This is a genomic window from Nonomuraea sp. SBT364 (genome assembly GCF_001083785.1).
Taxonomy (GTDB): Bacteria; Actinomycetota; Actinomycetes; order Streptosporangiales; family Streptosporangiaceae; genus Nonomuraea.
This window is the reverse complement of sequence record NZ_LAVL01000114.1, coordinates 12,953-27,837: the sequence shown is the minus strand read 5'-3', so window position 1 is coordinate 27,837 and position 14,885 is coordinate 12,953. Positions and strand designations below refer to the sequence as shown.

The 14,885-nt window shown below is 74.8% G+C and carries 9 protein-coding genes; 5 read left to right on the top strand and 4 right to left on the bottom strand.

Annotation, left to right across the window (positions count from 1 at the left end; all coding sequences use genetic code 11):
• Positions 1–35: 35 nt before the first annotated feature.
• A complete protein-coding gene (locus tag ADY59_RS34155; RefSeq protein WP_197093986.1) occupies positions 36–4,880 on the bottom strand; it encodes a non-ribosomal peptide synthetase in 4,845 nt (1,614 codons plus the stop codon).
• Positions 4,881–5,065: 185 nt separating this feature from the next.
• Between ADY59_RS34155 and ADY59_RS34150 the strand changes: the two genes are divergently transcribed.
• Positions 5,066–6,250 (top strand): cytochrome P450, encoded by a 1,185-nt coding sequence (locus ADY59_RS34150; RefSeq protein WP_049571185.1) that lies wholly within the window; start codon positions 5,066–5,068, stop codon positions 6,248–6,250.
• Between the two features lie 16 nt (positions 6,251–6,266).
• Here the strand turns inward: ADY59_RS34150 and ADY59_RS34145 are convergent, their stop codons facing one another.
• Positions 6,267–6,629 (bottom strand): DUF6223 family protein, encoded by a 363-nt coding sequence (locus tag ADY59_RS34145; protein ID WP_049571181.1) that lies wholly within the window; start codon positions 6,627–6,629, stop codon positions 6,267–6,269.
• Positions 6,630–6,841: 212 nt separating this feature from the next.
• Here ADY59_RS34145 and ADY59_RS34140 point away from each other — a divergent pair, with 212 nt between their 5' ends.
• The 3 genes from ADY59_RS34140 to ADY59_RS34130 are packed head-to-tail and all read left to right on the top strand — an operon-like array spanning position 6,842 to position 9,872.
• Positions 6,842–7,984, top strand: coding sequence for a sensor histidine kinase (locus ADY59_RS34140; RefSeq protein ID WP_049571177.1), 1,143 nt, complete (start codon positions 6,842–6,844; stop codon positions 7,982–7,984).
• Positions 7,981–8,658 carry a response regulator gene (locus tag ADY59_RS34135; RefSeq protein WP_049571174.1) on the top strand — a complete coding sequence of 226 codons (678 nt, stop codon included), beginning with the start codon at positions 7,981–7,983 and terminating at the stop codon, positions 8,656–8,658. The genes ADY59_RS34140 and ADY59_RS34135 overlap by 4 nt, the downstream gene beginning before the upstream one ends.
• A gap of 11 nt (positions 8,659–8,669) precedes the next feature.
• Positions 8,670–9,872: a DUF1266 domain-containing protein gene (locus ADY59_RS34130; protein WP_197093985.1), complete on the top strand. Its 1,203-nt coding sequence runs from the start codon at positions 8,670–8,672 to the stop codon at positions 9,870–9,872.
• Positions 9,873–9,896: 24 nt separating this feature from the next.
• Here the strand turns inward: ADY59_RS34130 and ADY59_RS34125 are convergent, their stop codons facing one another.
• Positions 9,897–12,113, bottom strand: coding sequence for an LLM class flavin-dependent oxidoreductase (locus tag ADY59_RS34125; RefSeq protein WP_049571169.1), 2,217 nt, complete (start codon positions 12,111–12,113; stop codon positions 9,897–9,899).
• A gap of 85 nt (positions 12,114–12,198) precedes the next feature.
• Between ADY59_RS34125 and ADY59_RS34120 the strand changes: the two genes are divergently transcribed.
• Positions 12,199–12,690 carry a MarR family winged helix-turn-helix transcriptional regulator gene (locus tag ADY59_RS34120; protein WP_049571168.1) on the top strand — a complete coding sequence of 164 codons (492 nt, stop codon included), beginning with the start codon at positions 12,199–12,201 and terminating at the stop codon, positions 12,688–12,690.
• Here ADY59_RS34120 and ADY59_RS34115 read toward each other — a convergent pair.
• On the bottom strand, positions 12,675–14,822 hold the full coding sequence (locus ADY59_RS34115) for a SpoIIE family protein phosphatase (RefSeq protein WP_049571167.1): 2,148 nt from the start codon (positions 14,820–14,822) through the stop codon (positions 12,675–12,677). The two genes, ADY59_RS34120 and ADY59_RS34115, sit on opposite strands and share 16 nt — an antisense overlap.
• Between the last annotated feature and the right edge of the window lie 63 nt (positions 14,823–14,885).

Below are 14,885 nucleotides of genomic sequence, written 5' to 3'. Positions count from 1 at the left end.
GAGGTCTTCCGGGGGGCGGGTGGTGGTCTGTTCGGTCACGGGGTCGCCTCCAGGTCCGCTGCCAGCAACTCCTCCAGGCCCGCCGCGAACGCGCCCAGCACCGGGCGCTCGAACAGGAGCCGCACCGGCACCTCCATGCCCAGGGCCTCCCGCAGCCGCCCGGCCACGAGCATGGCCGCCAGCGAGTGGCCGCCCAGGGCGAAGAAGTCGTCGTGCACCCCGGCCGCCATGACCCCGAGCACCGCCTGCCACACCTCGGCCACCAGCAGCTCCGCCTCGCTGCCCGGCGGGACGACGGCCCGGGCGGCGGCGAGGTCCGGCTTGGGCAGCCCGGCCCGGTCCACCTTGCCCGACGACGTGGTGGGCAGGGCGTCGAGCGCCACCCACTGCCGGGGCACCAGGTAGTCGGGCAGCCGCTCGCGCAGCGCCGCCTCGACCGCGGGGGCGTCCCCGCCGACCAGGTAGCCGACCAGGTGGTCCGCGTGCACGGCGACCACCGCGTCCGCCACCAGCTCGCGCAGGGCCGCCTCGATCTCGCCCAGTTCGATGCGGTGCCCGCGCACCTTCACCTGGTGGTCGCGGCGGCCGAGGAAGTCCAGGGTCCCGTCGTCCCGCCATCGCGCCAGGTCGCCGGTGCGGTAACGCCGTTCGCCCGGTGCGAGCGGATCGTCCGTGAACGCCGCCGACGGCAGCCCCCGGTAGCCCCGGGCCACCCCGGCGCCGCCGATCCACAGCTCCCCGGGCACCCCCGGTGGCACCAGCCGCCCGGCCTGGTCGAGCACGTAGGCCCGCTCCCCGGGCAGCGGCCCGCCGATGGACACGCTGTCACCGGTGATCCGCTCGATCCTGGTCATCGTGGAGTAGACGGTGGTCTCGGTGGGGCCGTAGGAGTTCCACAGCTCACCGACACGGGCCGCCAGCTCACCGGCGAGCACCGGGTCGAGCACCTCGCCGATGCTCACCACCCGCACCCGGTCCCCGCCGGCCCACCCGGCGGCGACCAGCATGCGCAGCGTCGTCGGCGTCGCGGTGAGCAGCGTCACCCCGCGATCCCCGATCCGCCGCGCCACCGCGTGCCCGTCGAGGGCGGAGTCCCGGTCGAGCAGTTCGAGCCGCAGCCCGTTGCCCAGGCTCACCCACAGGTCGAAGCCGAACACGTCGAACGAGAACGGCGTCAGGCCGAGCATCACGTCGTCCTCGCGCACGCCCGGTACGGCCCGCATCGCCTCGACGAACGAGGTCAGGTTCCGGTGCGTCACCTCGACGCCCTTGGGGCGGCCGGTGGAGCCGGAGGTGTAGAGCACGTACGCCGTCCCGTCCGGCGTCGCGGCGACCGCCCGGGTGCCGGGGGCGTCCGCCAGGTCCGGCAGGTCCGCCAGGTCCAGCACGGTCGCGCCGGTGGACCCGGCCAGGCCGCGCGCCACCGCGACGGTGTCGCCGGCGGCCAGGACCACGCGCGCGCCCGAGTCGGCGAGCTGGCGGCGCAGCCGCTCCGCCGGATGGCCGGGCTCCAGCGGCACGTACGCCGCCCCCGCCCGTGCCACGCCCACGAGCGCGGCCGGCAGCCACCGGTCCCGCGGCAGGCACACCCCCACCACGGCGCCGCCCTCCCCGGCGGGCCGGTCGGATGCGGCGAACGCGCGCGTCAGCGCCTCGGCGACGCGCCCCGACGTCCGCGCCAGCTCCTCGTAGGTGAGCGAGGCCGTCCCGTCGTCGACCGCCACCCGGGCGGGATGCCGGCGGGCCCGTTCCAGCACCTCGTGGACCACGGTCGGGTGCCCGGCCGGGGGCAGCGGCGCGCCGGTGCCCCACCGCAGCAGCGCCGCCCGCTCCTCGCCGGTGACCAGCTCGAACGCCGACAGCGGCAGGTCCGGCCCGGCCACCGCCGCCTCCAGCAGCCGCATCAGCCGGTCCGAGAACGCCTCCGCCTCCGCCCGCTCGAACAGGTCCACGTCGTACTCGATCTGGATCTCCACCCCGTCGGCCGTCGTGTTGACGAACAGGGTGTACGGCGCCTGCGCGCCGCCGCCGCTCAGCTCGCCGAGCAGCTCGGCCTCGACGCCGCCGCCCGCGAGCCGCACCGGCACGGCCGGCGGCTGGTACGACATGACGACGGGCGTGAGCATCGTGCCGCGCGGCCGTTCGATGCCGGAGACGGCCAGCCGCTCGCCGGGGGGCAACCCCATGTGGTCGAGCGAGCGGGCCGTGGCGGCCGCCGCCTGCGTGACGGCACGCCGTACCGAGAGCTCACCGTCTAGGCGGAGCCGTACCGGAAGCACGTCGACCAGCGGTCCGACGAGCCCTTCCAGGTCGGGGTGTGCGCGGTCGGCGACGGCCGCGCCGAGCAGCACGTCGGGCCGGTCGGTCTGGGCGGCGACGAGCAGCCCGAGCACGGTGAAGTAGACCGCGAACGGCGTGGTGCCGGTCGAGGCGGCCAGCTCGCCCACGCGGGCGGCGGTCGCGGGCGGCACCACGCGCACCAGCCGCGTGCCGCGGAACCTGCTCGGCCCGGATCGCGCGCGGGCCGACAGGTCGTACGGGGGAGCGGCCCCGGCCAGTTCCCCGGCCCAGAAGGCGCGCAGCCGTTCGGTCCGGTCGGGGTCGGCGGCCAGCTCGCGCTCCAGCAGCGCCACGTCGCCCACCTGGACGGGCTGCGCGGCCACGGTCCCGGTCAGCGCGGCCATGAGCGTGGCGTTGGACCAGCCGTCGTAGGCGGTGTGGTCGGTGACGACGATCAGCTCCGCGGTCCGCTCGTCCAGCCACAGCAGGGCGGCCCGCAGCAGCGGCACGTCGGCGGACAGGTCGAAGCCGTGCACCGCGAGCCGTTCGGCCAGGCCGGGGGCCCAGGGGTGCTCCTCCAGCGGCACCGGCGCGGGCGGCCGCACCTCGGCCACCGGCTCGCCGTCCGCGCCGATGACGGTCACCGAACGCAGCACCTCGTGCTCGCGGACGAGCGCGTCCAGCGCGGCCCGCACCGGTCCGGCCGACTCCAGCCCGGTCAGGCGCAGCCGGAAGGCGAGCGTGGTGGCGTTGGCCGTCCGGCTCACCTCGCGCAGCAGCCACATGCCGTGCTGGGCGGCGGTGAGCGGGTAGCGGTCGCGGCCGGCGTGCCGGGACAGCCGGGGGCCGCGTGCCGTCTCGCCGGGCTGCACCAGCGGGGCGAGCTCGGCGATCGTCGGCCGTCCCAGGAACGTGGTCAGCGCCACCCGGGCGCCCAGCTCGCGTTCGATGACGGCGCAGATCCGGGCCGCCGCCAGCGAGTGGCCGCCCAGGTCGATGAAGTGGTGGTGGATCCCGACCCGCTCGACGCCCAGCACCTCACCGACGATCCCGGCCAGCCGCCGCTCGACGTCGTCGCGGGGCTCGGCGTACGGGCCGAGCTCGGGGGCGAACTCCAGTGCGGGCAGCGCCGCCCGGTCCACCTTGCCGGTGGGGCCGAGCGGGATCCGCTCCATGATCGCGATCCGGGACGGCACCATGTAGTCGGGCAGCCGCTCCCGCATCCACTCCCGCAGCGCGGACTCGGCGGGCTCCGCCCCGGGGGCGGGCTCGACGTAGGCCACGAGGCGGCGCACGTCGCGCACGTCGGTCCGGGTGAGCACGACCGCGTGGTTGACGCCCGGGTACCGGGCCAGCGTGCCCTGCACCTCGCCCAGCTCGACCCGGAACCCGGCCACCTTGACCTGGTCGTCGTTGCGGCCCGCGTAGTGGCACACGCCGTCCTCGCGGCGGACCAGGTCGCCGGTGCGGTAGTGCCGTACGCCGTCGTCGCCGGTGACGAACCGCTCGGCGGTGAGCTCGGGCCGGTTCAGGTAGCCGCGGCCGACCAGCGGCCCGGCCACCCACAGCTCGCCGACCTCGCCGTCCGGCAGCGGCCGACCGGCGGCGTCGCGCACGCTCAGCAGCGAGCCGGCGTACGCGGTGCCGATGGGCGGTTCACCCTCGCCGTCGCGGTACACCTCGGAGGACGTGCACGTCACCGTGCACTCCGTCGGGCCGTATACGTTTACGATCCGGCGTACGCCGGGGTTGGCGTAGATGCGATCGGCCAGCGCCCTGGTGAACGGCTCGCCGCCGGCGATCACCATCCGCACCCCGGCGGGCAGCGGCTCGCTCAGCAGCGCGACCAGCGCCGACGGCGCGCCGTACACGGTCGTCACCTCGTCGCGGGCGGGCAGCGCCGACAGCGCCAGCAGGTTGTCGGCCACGATCACGGTGCCGCCGCAGACCAGCGGCAGGAACATCTGCGTGACCGACGGGTCGAAGCACACCGAGGTGGCGAACAGCATCCCGCCCAGCTCCCCGGCGTAACACGTGGCCTCGTGGCGCAGCAGCGCCATGGCGTTGCCGTGCTCGATGACCACGCCCTTGGGCCGCCCGGTCGACCCCGAGGTGTAGATCACGTACGCGGCGTCCGACGGGCCGCCGTCCACCGGCGCGAACGGGACGTCCACGGGCACCGGCTCGACCAGCACCGACTCGACCAGCAGCGCCTCGGCTCCCGAGGCGCGCAGCACCGCCTCCTGCCGCCGCGCCACCGGCTCCGAGGTGATCAGCTGGGCCATGCCCGCGTCGGCGGCGATGAACTCCAGCCGGTCGGCCGGGTAGGCCGGGTCGAGCGGCACGTACGCCGCCCCCGCCTTCCACACGCCCAGCAGGGCGGCGATCAGCCAGTCGTCCCGGTCCAGGCAGACGCCCACGGAGTCGCCGGGTCCCGCGCCGCGGGCGCGTAACTCCCCGGCGATCCGCCCGGCACGGGCGTCGAGCTCTTCGTACGTCACACGGGTCGTGCCCGCCACCACGGCGATGCGATCGGGGGTGCGCCGCACCTGCTCCGCAAAAGCCTCGTGAACGCGGTCGTTGTCGAGGTTGCCAACCACCAAGGGTCTCCCAGTCAGGTCGGATCGTTCGCCGCAAAGATTCGCATGATCCACCGCGAAGACGGGAAAAGCGCAGGCTTCGTTCCCATAACGATGATCGTGACGGCATGCGCATGGAAAAGCCTGGCCGGTGACGCCTCTGGCGGTGATCGGCCCGATGTACCAGAGTGGGGGACGTGTCCTCAATGGAGCTGCCGCTCTACATGCGGCGCACGGAGTTGGATCCGGCCCCCGAGCTGGGCGCCTTCCGCGATGAGCAGAGGGTGGGCCGTGTCACGACACCGTTCGGCGGCGACGCCTGGCTCGTCACCCGCCACGCCGACGTGCGCGCCGTGCTGGGCGACGCCGAACGGTTCAGTCTCGCCCGGCGCGGCATCACCGAGCTGCCCGGCTCGCCGAAGCTGACGGCCGAGCAACTGGCCGAGACCCGCGCCGGCAACCTGCTCGGCCTCGACCCGCCCGAGCACACCCGGCTGCGCCGCATGCTGACGGGCGAGTTCACGCTGCGCCGGATGCGCCGGCTGGAGCCGAGGATCAGCCGCATCGTCGAGGACCACCTCGACGCGATGGAGCGCGCCGGCTCGCCCGCCGACCTGGTGCCCGCGTTCGCGCTGCCGATCCCGTCGCTGGTGATCTGCGAGCTGCTCGGCGTGCCGTACGACGACCGGGAGAGCTTCCAGCACCGCACCGGCCGCATGCTCGACATGTCCGTCCCCGGCCACGAGCGCGTCGCGGCGCAGCTGGAGTCGCGCGCCTACATGGCCGAACTCGTCGCCCGCAACCGGGCCGAGCCGGGCGAGGAACTGCTCGGCATGCTGGTGCGCGAGCACGGCGACGACCTCACCGACTCCGAGCTCTGCGGCATCGGCACCCTGCTCCTGCTGGCCGGGCACGAGACGACCTCCAACATGCTCTCCCTCGGCACGCTCGCCCTGCTGCGCCACCCCGGCCAGCTGGAGCTGCTGCGCAAGGAGCCGGAGCGGATCGACGCCGCCGTGGAGGAGCTGCTGCGCTGGCTCAGCATCGTGCACTCCGGCACGTTCAAGTTCACCACCACCGAGGTCGAGCTGGGCGGTCACACGATCGGGCCCGGCGAGCTCGTCGCCTGCGCGCTGCCGGCCGCCAACCGCGACCCGGCGCTGCTGCCCGACGCCGACCTCCTCGACATCACCCGTGGCGAGCCCGGCCACGTCGCCTTCGGCCACGGCGTCCACCACTGTCTCGGCGCGCCGCTGGCCAGGATGGAGATGCGCATCGCCTTCCCGGCGCTGCTGCGGCGCTTCCCCGGCCTGCGCGTGACCGGCCAGGAGCCGCGGTTCCGCACCTTCCACATCGTGTACGGGCTGACGTCGCTGGAGGTGGCCTGGTAGGCCCGGGGCCCGGACGTCAGCCGGCGCGGCGCCGGGAGCGGGCCATCGCCAGCCCGCCGAGCACGGTGCCGGCCAGCCCCACCAGCAGGGCCATGAACGCCCCGCCCAGCCCGTTGCCGGTGCCGATGCCGCCGTCGGACGTGACGACGACCAGCACGCCGATCGCCATGCCGATCAGGCTCGTCACCACGGCGACGACGGGTCCGCGCCCGCCGCTGCGACGGGCCAGGGCACGGGCGCCGATGACCGCCCCGGCCAGCCCCGCCAGCGCGGCCACGATGGCCCCGAGCCTGCCGGTGCTCATGGCGTACACACTGGCCGGGTCGGGCTGGACGGATGTGATCAAGACGGCTACGGCCTGCACGGAGGCGATCGGCATGGGGGCTCCTTCTCCCGAATGGCTGTCACCTCGAGCATGTCGCCGTACGGGCCGCCGGTCGTCCGCCGTACGCGGGCACTTCGGGCTGCCGCCGGTGCCGCAGCCGGCTACCGCGGCTCCCGCAGAATCGGCGGGAGTACCGCGTCCGCGGTAGCCGCCCGGTCATCCGCCCGCAGGAGTCGCCCGCGCGGACATCCGGCTAAGGTGCGCCCATGAGCAGAGGATGGTCCGGCGTCACGGACTGGGCGATCGCCGCCTGCGTCGCGGCAGCGCTGCTGGTCACCGGGCTGTCGGGGGAGCACGCCGCCACGGGCCCCGGCCTGGCGGGCTACGCGCTGCTGGCAGCCGGCGGGCTGGCGCTGGCCGCGCGCCGCCGGGCTCCGGTCGCCGTCCTGATCGTCACCGGGCTGTGCGCGGTGGGCTACCAGGCGGCCGGATTCGACGTGCCCGCCGTCGCCTACCTGTTCGCCGTGTACGCCGCCGTCCGGGCCGGGCACCGCGTCGTCACGGTGGTGGCCAGCGTGGTCGTCCTGGCCACCCTCCCCCTCGCGGCCCTGGCATCGGGCCTGCACGACACCGGTGAGGCGTTCGCGCAGGCCAGGAGCGCCCTTGAGATCGCCTGGCTGGTCGCCGCCGCGGCCGCGGGCGAGGCGCTGCGGCAGGCCGAGCGGCGGGCCGAGGAGGCCGAGCGCACCCGGGAGGAGACCGCGCGCCGCCGCGCCGACGAGGAGCGGCTGCGCATCGCCCGGGAGCTGCACGACTCGCTCACCCACCAGATCTCGATCATCAAGCTGCAGGCCGAGGTCGCCGTGCACGTGGCACGCAAACGGGGCGAACAGGTGCCGGAGGCCCTGCTGGCGATCCAGGAGGCCGGCCGTGAGGCCACCCGGGAGCTGCGCGCGACCCTGCAGGCGCTGCGCGACGACGACACGACCCCGCCGCGCGGGCTCGACGACGTCCCGGAGCTGGTCGAACGGGCCCGCACCATCGGCCTGGACGCCACGCTGACCATCGAGGGGCAGCGGCAGGACGTCCCCGCCGCGGTGAGCCGGACCGTCTACCGGATCGTCCAGGAGTCGCTCACCAACGTCGCCAGGCACGCCGCCGCCACCACCGCGTCCGTCCTGATCGACTGCCGCCCCGACGCCGTCGCGGTACGCGTCGAGGACGACGGCGGGGCCAGGCCGGGCGCCGCCCCGGAGCCCGGTGTCGGGCTGCTCGGCATGCGCGAACGCGTCACCGCCCTGGGCGGCCGGCTGCGCGCCGAGCCGCGCGGCGAGGGCGGCTTCACCGTCCAGGCGGTGCTGCCCGTGCTGCCTGTGCTGCCCCCGCTTCCTCTGGACGGGACGTCATGATCCGCGTCCTGCTGGTCGACGACCAGCCGCTCATCCGCAGCGGGTTCCGCGCGCTGCTCGACCTGGAGGACGACATCGAGGTGGTCGCCGAGGCCGGCGACGGCCTGCGGGGCCTGGAGCTGGCCAGGGAGTTCCTGCCCGACATCGCGCTCGTCGACATCCAGATGCCGGTCGTCGACGGCGTCGAGGCGACCCGGCGCATCGCCGCCGACCCGGCCCTGGCCGGGGTGCACGTCGTCATCCTGACCAACTACGGCTTCGACGAGTACGTCTTCCACGCGCTGCGCGCCGGCGCGGCCGGGTTCCTCGTCAAGGACATCGTGCCCGAAGACCTCCTGCACGCCGTGCGGGTCGCCGCCCGGGGCGACGCGCTCCTCGCGCCGTCGATCACCCGCAAGCTCATCGACAGGTACGTCACCCAGCCGCCCGGCACAGGCCCAGGCGCCGGGCTGAGCGAGCTCACCAACCGCGAACGCGAGGCCGTCGCCCTGGTCGCGCGTGGCCTGTCCAACGACGAGATCGCCGGGCACATGGTGATCAGCCCGATGACCGCGAAGACGCACATCAACCGGGCCATGACCAAGCTCCACGCCCGCGACCGCGCCCAGCTCGTCGTCCTCGCCTACGAGTCCGGCCTCGTGACCCCGGGCGCGGGATCAATGGGGCAGTTGTAACGTATTGCGGCATGAGGACGGGGGAGGGCGAAAGCCCTGATCTCATGACGGGACCGGACGCGGCGGCACACGCCGTCCCGCCCTGGCAGGCGCCCACCGAGGTCGAACACTGCCTGTACGAGGCCAAGGCGCGCGGCGACTGGGCCGCCTACTTCGACGTGCTGGCCGGCGCGCACCTCTACCACGCGATGCCCCGCGCCCGGGCCGACGCCCGGCCCGGCTACGTCACCTACGCCCCCATGCGTCAGGGGGGCACCAAGTACCTGGTCTTCCTCACCGACGGGATGCTGCCCGCGCCGGTGGCCGACCCGATCTTCTTCCGCGACGACCTGGAGCAGCTCGCCCGCGGCTGGCCGAGCGAGGACGAGTGGCTGGCCGTCAACCCCGGCACCCCCTGCGAGGCGTACTTCCCCGCGACCGCCGCCCACCGGCGGACCTGGCTCCGGCACACCGAACGGGTGACCTACCCGCGCCGGGGCGAGCTGCGCACGCTGCGGACCGGCGGCCCGCTGCACGGCCCGGTCGCCCACGGCCTGGCCTGCGGGGCGCTGCTCTGCGTCGCCAACGCCTCGCTGTGGAACGCGATGGGCTGGCACGGCACCGGCTACGTCCGCGAGCGCAAACGCCTGAAGGAATGGTGGGGCATCACCAGCCGCGAGGAATGGCTGCGGGCCCAGGAGGAGCTGCTCGAAGGCCGGATGAGCAGCCCGTTCTGGGGCCTCGTGCTGGAAATCCGCCGGGTGCTCGCCGGCGAACTCGGCGGCCGGGTCGAGGCGGACCACTGGCGCCAGGTGACCTCGCGTCACCTTCGCGACCAGGGCGAGCCGGAGGCCCGGGTCGCCGGGGCGCAACGGCTCATCGGGCGCATCCTCCGGTACGAGGCGCGCTTCCGCGCGGACGGCCTGCTCGCCGAGGGCGGATTCGTCCGCACCGTGGAGGCGTGGGACTACGGCCGGGCCTCCAAGATGGCCCGCTGGGGCCTCGGCGCCCGCTTCTGCGACCTGGCGGAAGCCGAACAGGCGGTGCTGCGCGCCGGGCGGATCAGCCGGATCAACTACCGTTCCTGGGCGGAGTTCTCGGCCGCCTACATCCTGGGCCGCTGCCTCCACTTCGACGAGGAGGAGTTCGGCGCCTGGTACGCCGACATGCTGAACGCCCACCGCCTCCTGACGACCGACCCGGGCAGCCCGTGGCTCAACATCCCCTTCGCCTGACCGGCGGACGGGTCCGGGGGCTCGTCAGGTGGTGCCCGCCGGGTCGATCGGGAAGTTGTGCCGGAAGACGTTGCCCGGGTCGTACACGGCCTTGATCCGCCGCAGCCGCTCCAGCGTCGACGGCGGGAACGCCTTGGTCAGCGGCGCGCCGCCGGTGTAAGTCTCGAAGCTCAGGTAGACGGCGTCCGCGCCGACGCTCTCCCAGGAGCCGCCCGCGCCCATGACGGCGCTCACCGAGAAGTTCTGGGTGCGGTGCGCGTACGCGGTCGCCCCGGCGGGGGTGTCGTTGACCGCGCCGCCGACCGAGCGCACCTGCAGCATGCCGACGTCGCCGGTCGCGAACAGCGCCGCGAGCCGCCCGGTGAGCCCGGCGTCCAGATGGACGACCAGCGCCGAGTGGCTGCGCAGGGCCGCCTGACCGGTGTGCCGGTTGTGATGCGGCGCGACGAGCGCGGCGTACGGGGCGAGCTGGGCCTGCTGCTGCAGCACCGGCGCCAGCTCCAGGAACGGCTCCAGCGCCTTGATCGCCGTCTCGGTGTCGTCGCCGGCCCAGACGGCCAGCGTCTGCGCCATGACCGAGCCGGCGCCCTGCCCGGGGAAGATCGACAGGAACGCGGTCAGCTCGCGCGGGCTGCCCTCCACCAGGCCGCCCCACCGCTCCAGGAAGGTAGCCAGATCCGTCGCGTCGTGCACGAAAACGGCGAAGACCACGTCACCCACCTCGGCGGCCTCGATGTCGAAGGAGGTGACGACGCCCATGTTGCCGCCCGCGCCGCGCAACGCCCACAGCAGGTCCTCGTGCTCGCCGGGGCCGGCGCGCACGATCCGGCCGTCGGCCAGCACCACCTCGGCGCCCACCACGTGGTCGATGGTGAGCCCGTACGAGCGCGCCAGGAAGCCCTGTCCGCCCGCGGTGGCGAGCCCTCCGACGCCGACGTCGCCGTAGTCCCCCGAGCTGATCGCCAGCCCGTGCGGCGCGAGCGCCCGCGCCACGTCCCCCCAGCGGGCGCCCGCGCCGACCCGCACCAGCCGGCGCTCGCGGTCGAGCACCTCGACGGAGTCCAGCGCGCCCACGTCGACGACGATCCCGCCGTCGTTGGTGGAGCGCCCGCTGATGCCGTGGCCGCCGCTGCGCACCGCGAGCGGCACGCCCTGGCCGATGGCGTACGTGAGCGCCTCGCTCACCTGCCCGGCCGTCGCGGGCCGCAGCACCAGGCCGGGCGAGCCGGCCCACACGTAGGACGAGCGGACGCTCTCGTACGCGCGGTCGCCCGGCTCCACCGCCGACCCGGCCAGCGACGCGGGCACCGCCTCGTAGTCGATCCCCGCCCTGCGCAGCGCCACCGTGCGGGCCGGCCGGCCGCCGTCGCCGGGGGAGGGCGAGCCGCGCTCGGCGGCGACGGCGTCGCGCAGCGCCGGGGCGACCTCGGCGGCGAAGGCGCGGATCGCGCGCGGGTCGTCCGAGCCGAGGATGAACGTGCTGATCCCGTCCTCCAGCGCGAGCGGCAGCAGCCGCTCCACCCACCTGCCGGGCGTGTCGTCCCCGAGCAGGTTGAGCAGGCGGCGGACGGCGCGCGGGTCGCGGCCCGCCTCCCGCGCGGCCTCGTCGATGAGCTTGTTGGCGGCGCCGAGCTCCTCGGGCTGGATGTAGCCGAGGCTGGGCAGCCACCCGTCGGCCTTCTCGCCGACCAGCCGGAGCATGCGCGGCTTGTACGCGCCGAGCCAGATCGGCACGTCGTGCGCCGGCGCCGGCCCCCGCTTGGCGCCGTCGAGCGAGTAGTACGTGCCCTCCACCCGCAGCAGCCGGCGCTCGCCCGCGTCCCAGACGCCGCGGATCACGTCGATGGCCTCGCCGAGCGCGTCGACGGCCTGTCCCGGCGTCAGGCGGCGGCCGCCCATCGCGCCGATCGCGTCCCAGAACCCGCCCGCGCCCAGCCCCAGCTCGATCCGCCCGCCGGACAGCAGGTCCAGGCTGGCCACCGACCGGGCCAGCACCGCCGGCGGCCGTAGCGGCAGGTTGAGGACGTTGCCCGACAGCCGCACCCGATCGGTCCTGGCGGCCACCCAGCTCAGCAGCGTCCAGGTGTCCAGGAAGCCCGGCTGGTACGGATGGTCCTGGAAGGTGACCAGGTCGAGCCCGGCCTCCTCGCTCAGCCGGGCGAGGTCGACGGCCGCCTCGGGCCGGTCGTTGCGCGGAGTGATGAACGACCCGAACCGCAGATCGTGGCCGTAGTCGGGCATGAGGTCCTCCAGACCGATTGGTAGACGTGTCAACCATAAGGCTTTTGGGTGACATGTCAACCTCTCGTGACGTAGGCTGGCGGCCATGACCGAGAGCCTGGACGCGTGGCGCGCCCACACCGCCGTCCACGCGCAGCTCGCCGCCCACCTCGCCCGCGAGCTGACCCGCGCCACCGGCCTGTCCGAGGCCGACCACCAGGTCCTCGACGCTCTCCTCGACGCGCCGGACGGCCGCCTGCGGGCCCTGGAGCTGCGCTTCACGCTGCAGTGGGAGAAGAGCCGCCTGTCCCACCAGGTGGCCAGGATGAGCGCGCGCGGCCTGCTGGAGCGCGTCGCCTGCACCGAGGACGCGCGCGGCTGGGACATCACGCTCACCGACGCCGGCCGCGAGGCCGCCGCGCACGCCCGGCGGGTCCGGGAGGAGTCCGTGCGCGCGCTGGTCGTGGAGACCCTCGGCCCCCGCCGCCTCGCCCAGCTCGCCGAGACCGCCGCCCTGCTCAAGGCCGGGCTCGACCGCGCCGCCGAGCGTGACCCGGACTGCCGCGCCGCCCGCGCCGCCGCCTACGGCGACAGGTGAACTGGCGACAGCAGCAGCACCGCGATGTCGTCCGAGCGGTGGCCGACGCTCTCCGCCGGATCGATGAGCCGGTCGGCCAGGCGCGCCAGCGGTAGCTGCCCGTGCCGGGTCAGCTGCCCGGCCAGGCCGTCGATGGCGTCGCCGAGATCCACGCCCGGCGCCTCGATCAGCCCGTCGGTGTAGAGGGCCAGCACGCTGCCGGGCGGCACGTACAGCTCCGAGGTCGGATAGTCGGCGGCCGGATCGATGCCGAGCAGCAGCCCCGGCGTCGACTCCACGACCTCCGTCGTCGCGCCCGGGCGGCGCAGCAGCGGCGGCAGGTGGCCGGCGCTCGCCACGCACGCCGTGTGGTCGCGCAGGTCGAGACTGATGTAGAGGCAGCTCGTGAACCGGTTCGGCGCCAGGTCGATGAGCAGCCGGTTGGTGTGGGTCAGCACCTCTCCCGCGCTCGCGCCCGACGTCGCGTGCGCGTGGATGGCCGTGCGGACCTGCCCCATGAGGGCGGCGGCCGTCGTGTCATGGCCCTGGACGTCGCCGATGACCGCCGCCGCCTGCCCGTCGCCCAGGTGGATGAGGTCGTAGAAGTCGCCCCCGATGTCGATGCCCTGGGTGGCGGGCAGGTAGCGGGCCGCCACCTCCAGGCCGGGGATCACGGGCAGCGCGCGCGGCAGCAGGCTGGACTGCAGGGTCTGGGCCAGGCGGTGCTTGGCGTCGTAGAGCCGGGCCCGCTCCAGCGCCTGCGCCATCAGTCCCGCCAGGGTGGTGAGCGTGGTGCGCTCGTCCTGGGTGAAGCGGTGCGGGCGCCCGTAGGCGAGCACCAGCGTGCCGATCGGCCCGCCGGAGCTGAGCAGCGGCAGCAGCGCCCAGGCGCTCATACCGCCGTAGCGGCCGGCGTCGGGATAGGCGTCCAGGAGCTCACGCTCGTTGGCGAAGAACGCGGGCTCGCCCGTGATGATGGGCAGCTCGGGGGCGTGCGGCGCGCACGGGGTGCGCCTGCGCATCTCCGCGACGCTCGCCGGGCTGTAGCCGCGGGTGGCGGCCACCCGCAGCCGCCCGCCCTCGGCGGTCAGGATGGCCAGCCCCTTGACGTCGAAGACCGGCATCACCTGGTCGGCCACCAGGTCGATCACGTCCTGGACGGTGGCGGCCTGGCTGAGCGAGGCGGCCAGTTGCAGCATGTCGTAGAGGGCCGCCCCGCCGACCTGCCTGCCGACGACCGGGTCCGGCAGCACGTGCCCGGGGTCGCGGGCCATCGTGCTCGGCGTGATGCGGACGCTCAGCCCGGACGGCGCCGGGAAAAGCTGGAACGCCAGCCACTGCCCGTCAGGCCGCTCGGCCGTGAAGAACGTGACCTGGTGGCCGAGGATCGCCGACCGGTAACTGTCCTCGTGCGGGGGGTCGGCCAGCCACGGCAGCACCTCCCACGGCCGCTTGCCCAGCATGGCGGCCGCGGTCGTGTCGAGCAGCCCGGACGCCGGCGCGCTCAGGAACGTCACCCTGCCGTCCACGTCCAGCGCGCAGTAGCCCTCGGGCAGCCCGTTCAGGCACTCCAGCGCGGCCATCGCCGCCTCGGGGCTCACCGCCGGATCGTCCTGCCGGGAGCGGTACGGGGCCAGGATGCGCGGCCTGGGCCTGGGCCGTACCGGCCTGCCGAGCCGGTCGGCCTGCTCCAGCAGATCGGCCATGTCCCGGCAGGTGCGCTCCATGAGGCCGAGCAGCCGCGGCTCGGGCCCGGGCGCGTTGCTGGCCGGTGAGACCAGCAGCAGCGTCCCGCGCGCCGACTCGCCGCACACGATCGGCGCCGTCGCGACGGCGAAGTTGTACGGCAGCGCCAGCGCGGCCCCGGGGAACTGGCGGGCCAGGTCCTCCTGGTCGGCCGTCCACACCAGCCGCCGTTCACGCGCCGCCGCGGCCACCGGCATCGGCACCGTCAGCCGCACCCGCGCCCACGCCTTGGCGATGGCCGCCGGGAAGCCCATCGCCGTGTTCATCCGCAGGACCTGCCCGTCCTCGTCGAGCAGGTAGAGCGCCCCGATGTGCGCCCCGCTGTCGCTCACCGCCCTGACCAGCAGCTCATCAAGCCCAGACGCGCCCCGCCTGGAACCCGCGTAGGAAGCGGTGTTGCTGCCCACGCGCTAGTCCGCCCTGCTCCCCGAGCCGCTGCTCCCCAAGTCGTAAGTCGCCATAAATGCAGA

Bases quoted from the DNA above. Each gene is read 5' to 3' on its own strand.
- ADY59_RS34150 (WP_049571185.1), top strand. From the start codon at position 5,066: ATGGAGCTGCCGCTCTACATGCGGCGCACGGAGTTGGATCCGGCCCCC.
- ADY59_RS34145 (WP_049571181.1), bottom strand. From the start codon at position 6,629: ATGCCGATCGCCTCCGTGCAGGCCGTAGCCGTCTTGATCACATCCGTC.
- ADY59_RS34140 (WP_049571177.1), top strand. From the start codon at position 6,842: ATGAGCAGAGGATGGTCCGGCGTCACGGACTGGGCGATCGCCGCCTGC.
- ADY59_RS34135 (WP_049571174.1), top strand. From the start codon at position 7,981: ATGATCCGCGTCCTGCTGGTCGACGACCAGCCGCTCATCCGCAGCGGG.
- ADY59_RS34130 (WP_197093985.1), top strand. From the start codon at position 8,670: ATGAGGACGGGGGAGGGCGAAAGCCCTGATCTCATGACGGGACCGGAC.
- ADY59_RS34125 (WP_049571169.1), bottom strand. From the start codon at position 12,113: ATGCCCGACTACGGCCACGATCTGCGGTTCGGGTCGTTCATCACTCCG.
- ADY59_RS34120 (WP_049571168.1), top strand. From the start codon at position 12,199: ATGACCGAGAGCCTGGACGCGTGGCGCGCCCACACCGCCGTCCACGCG.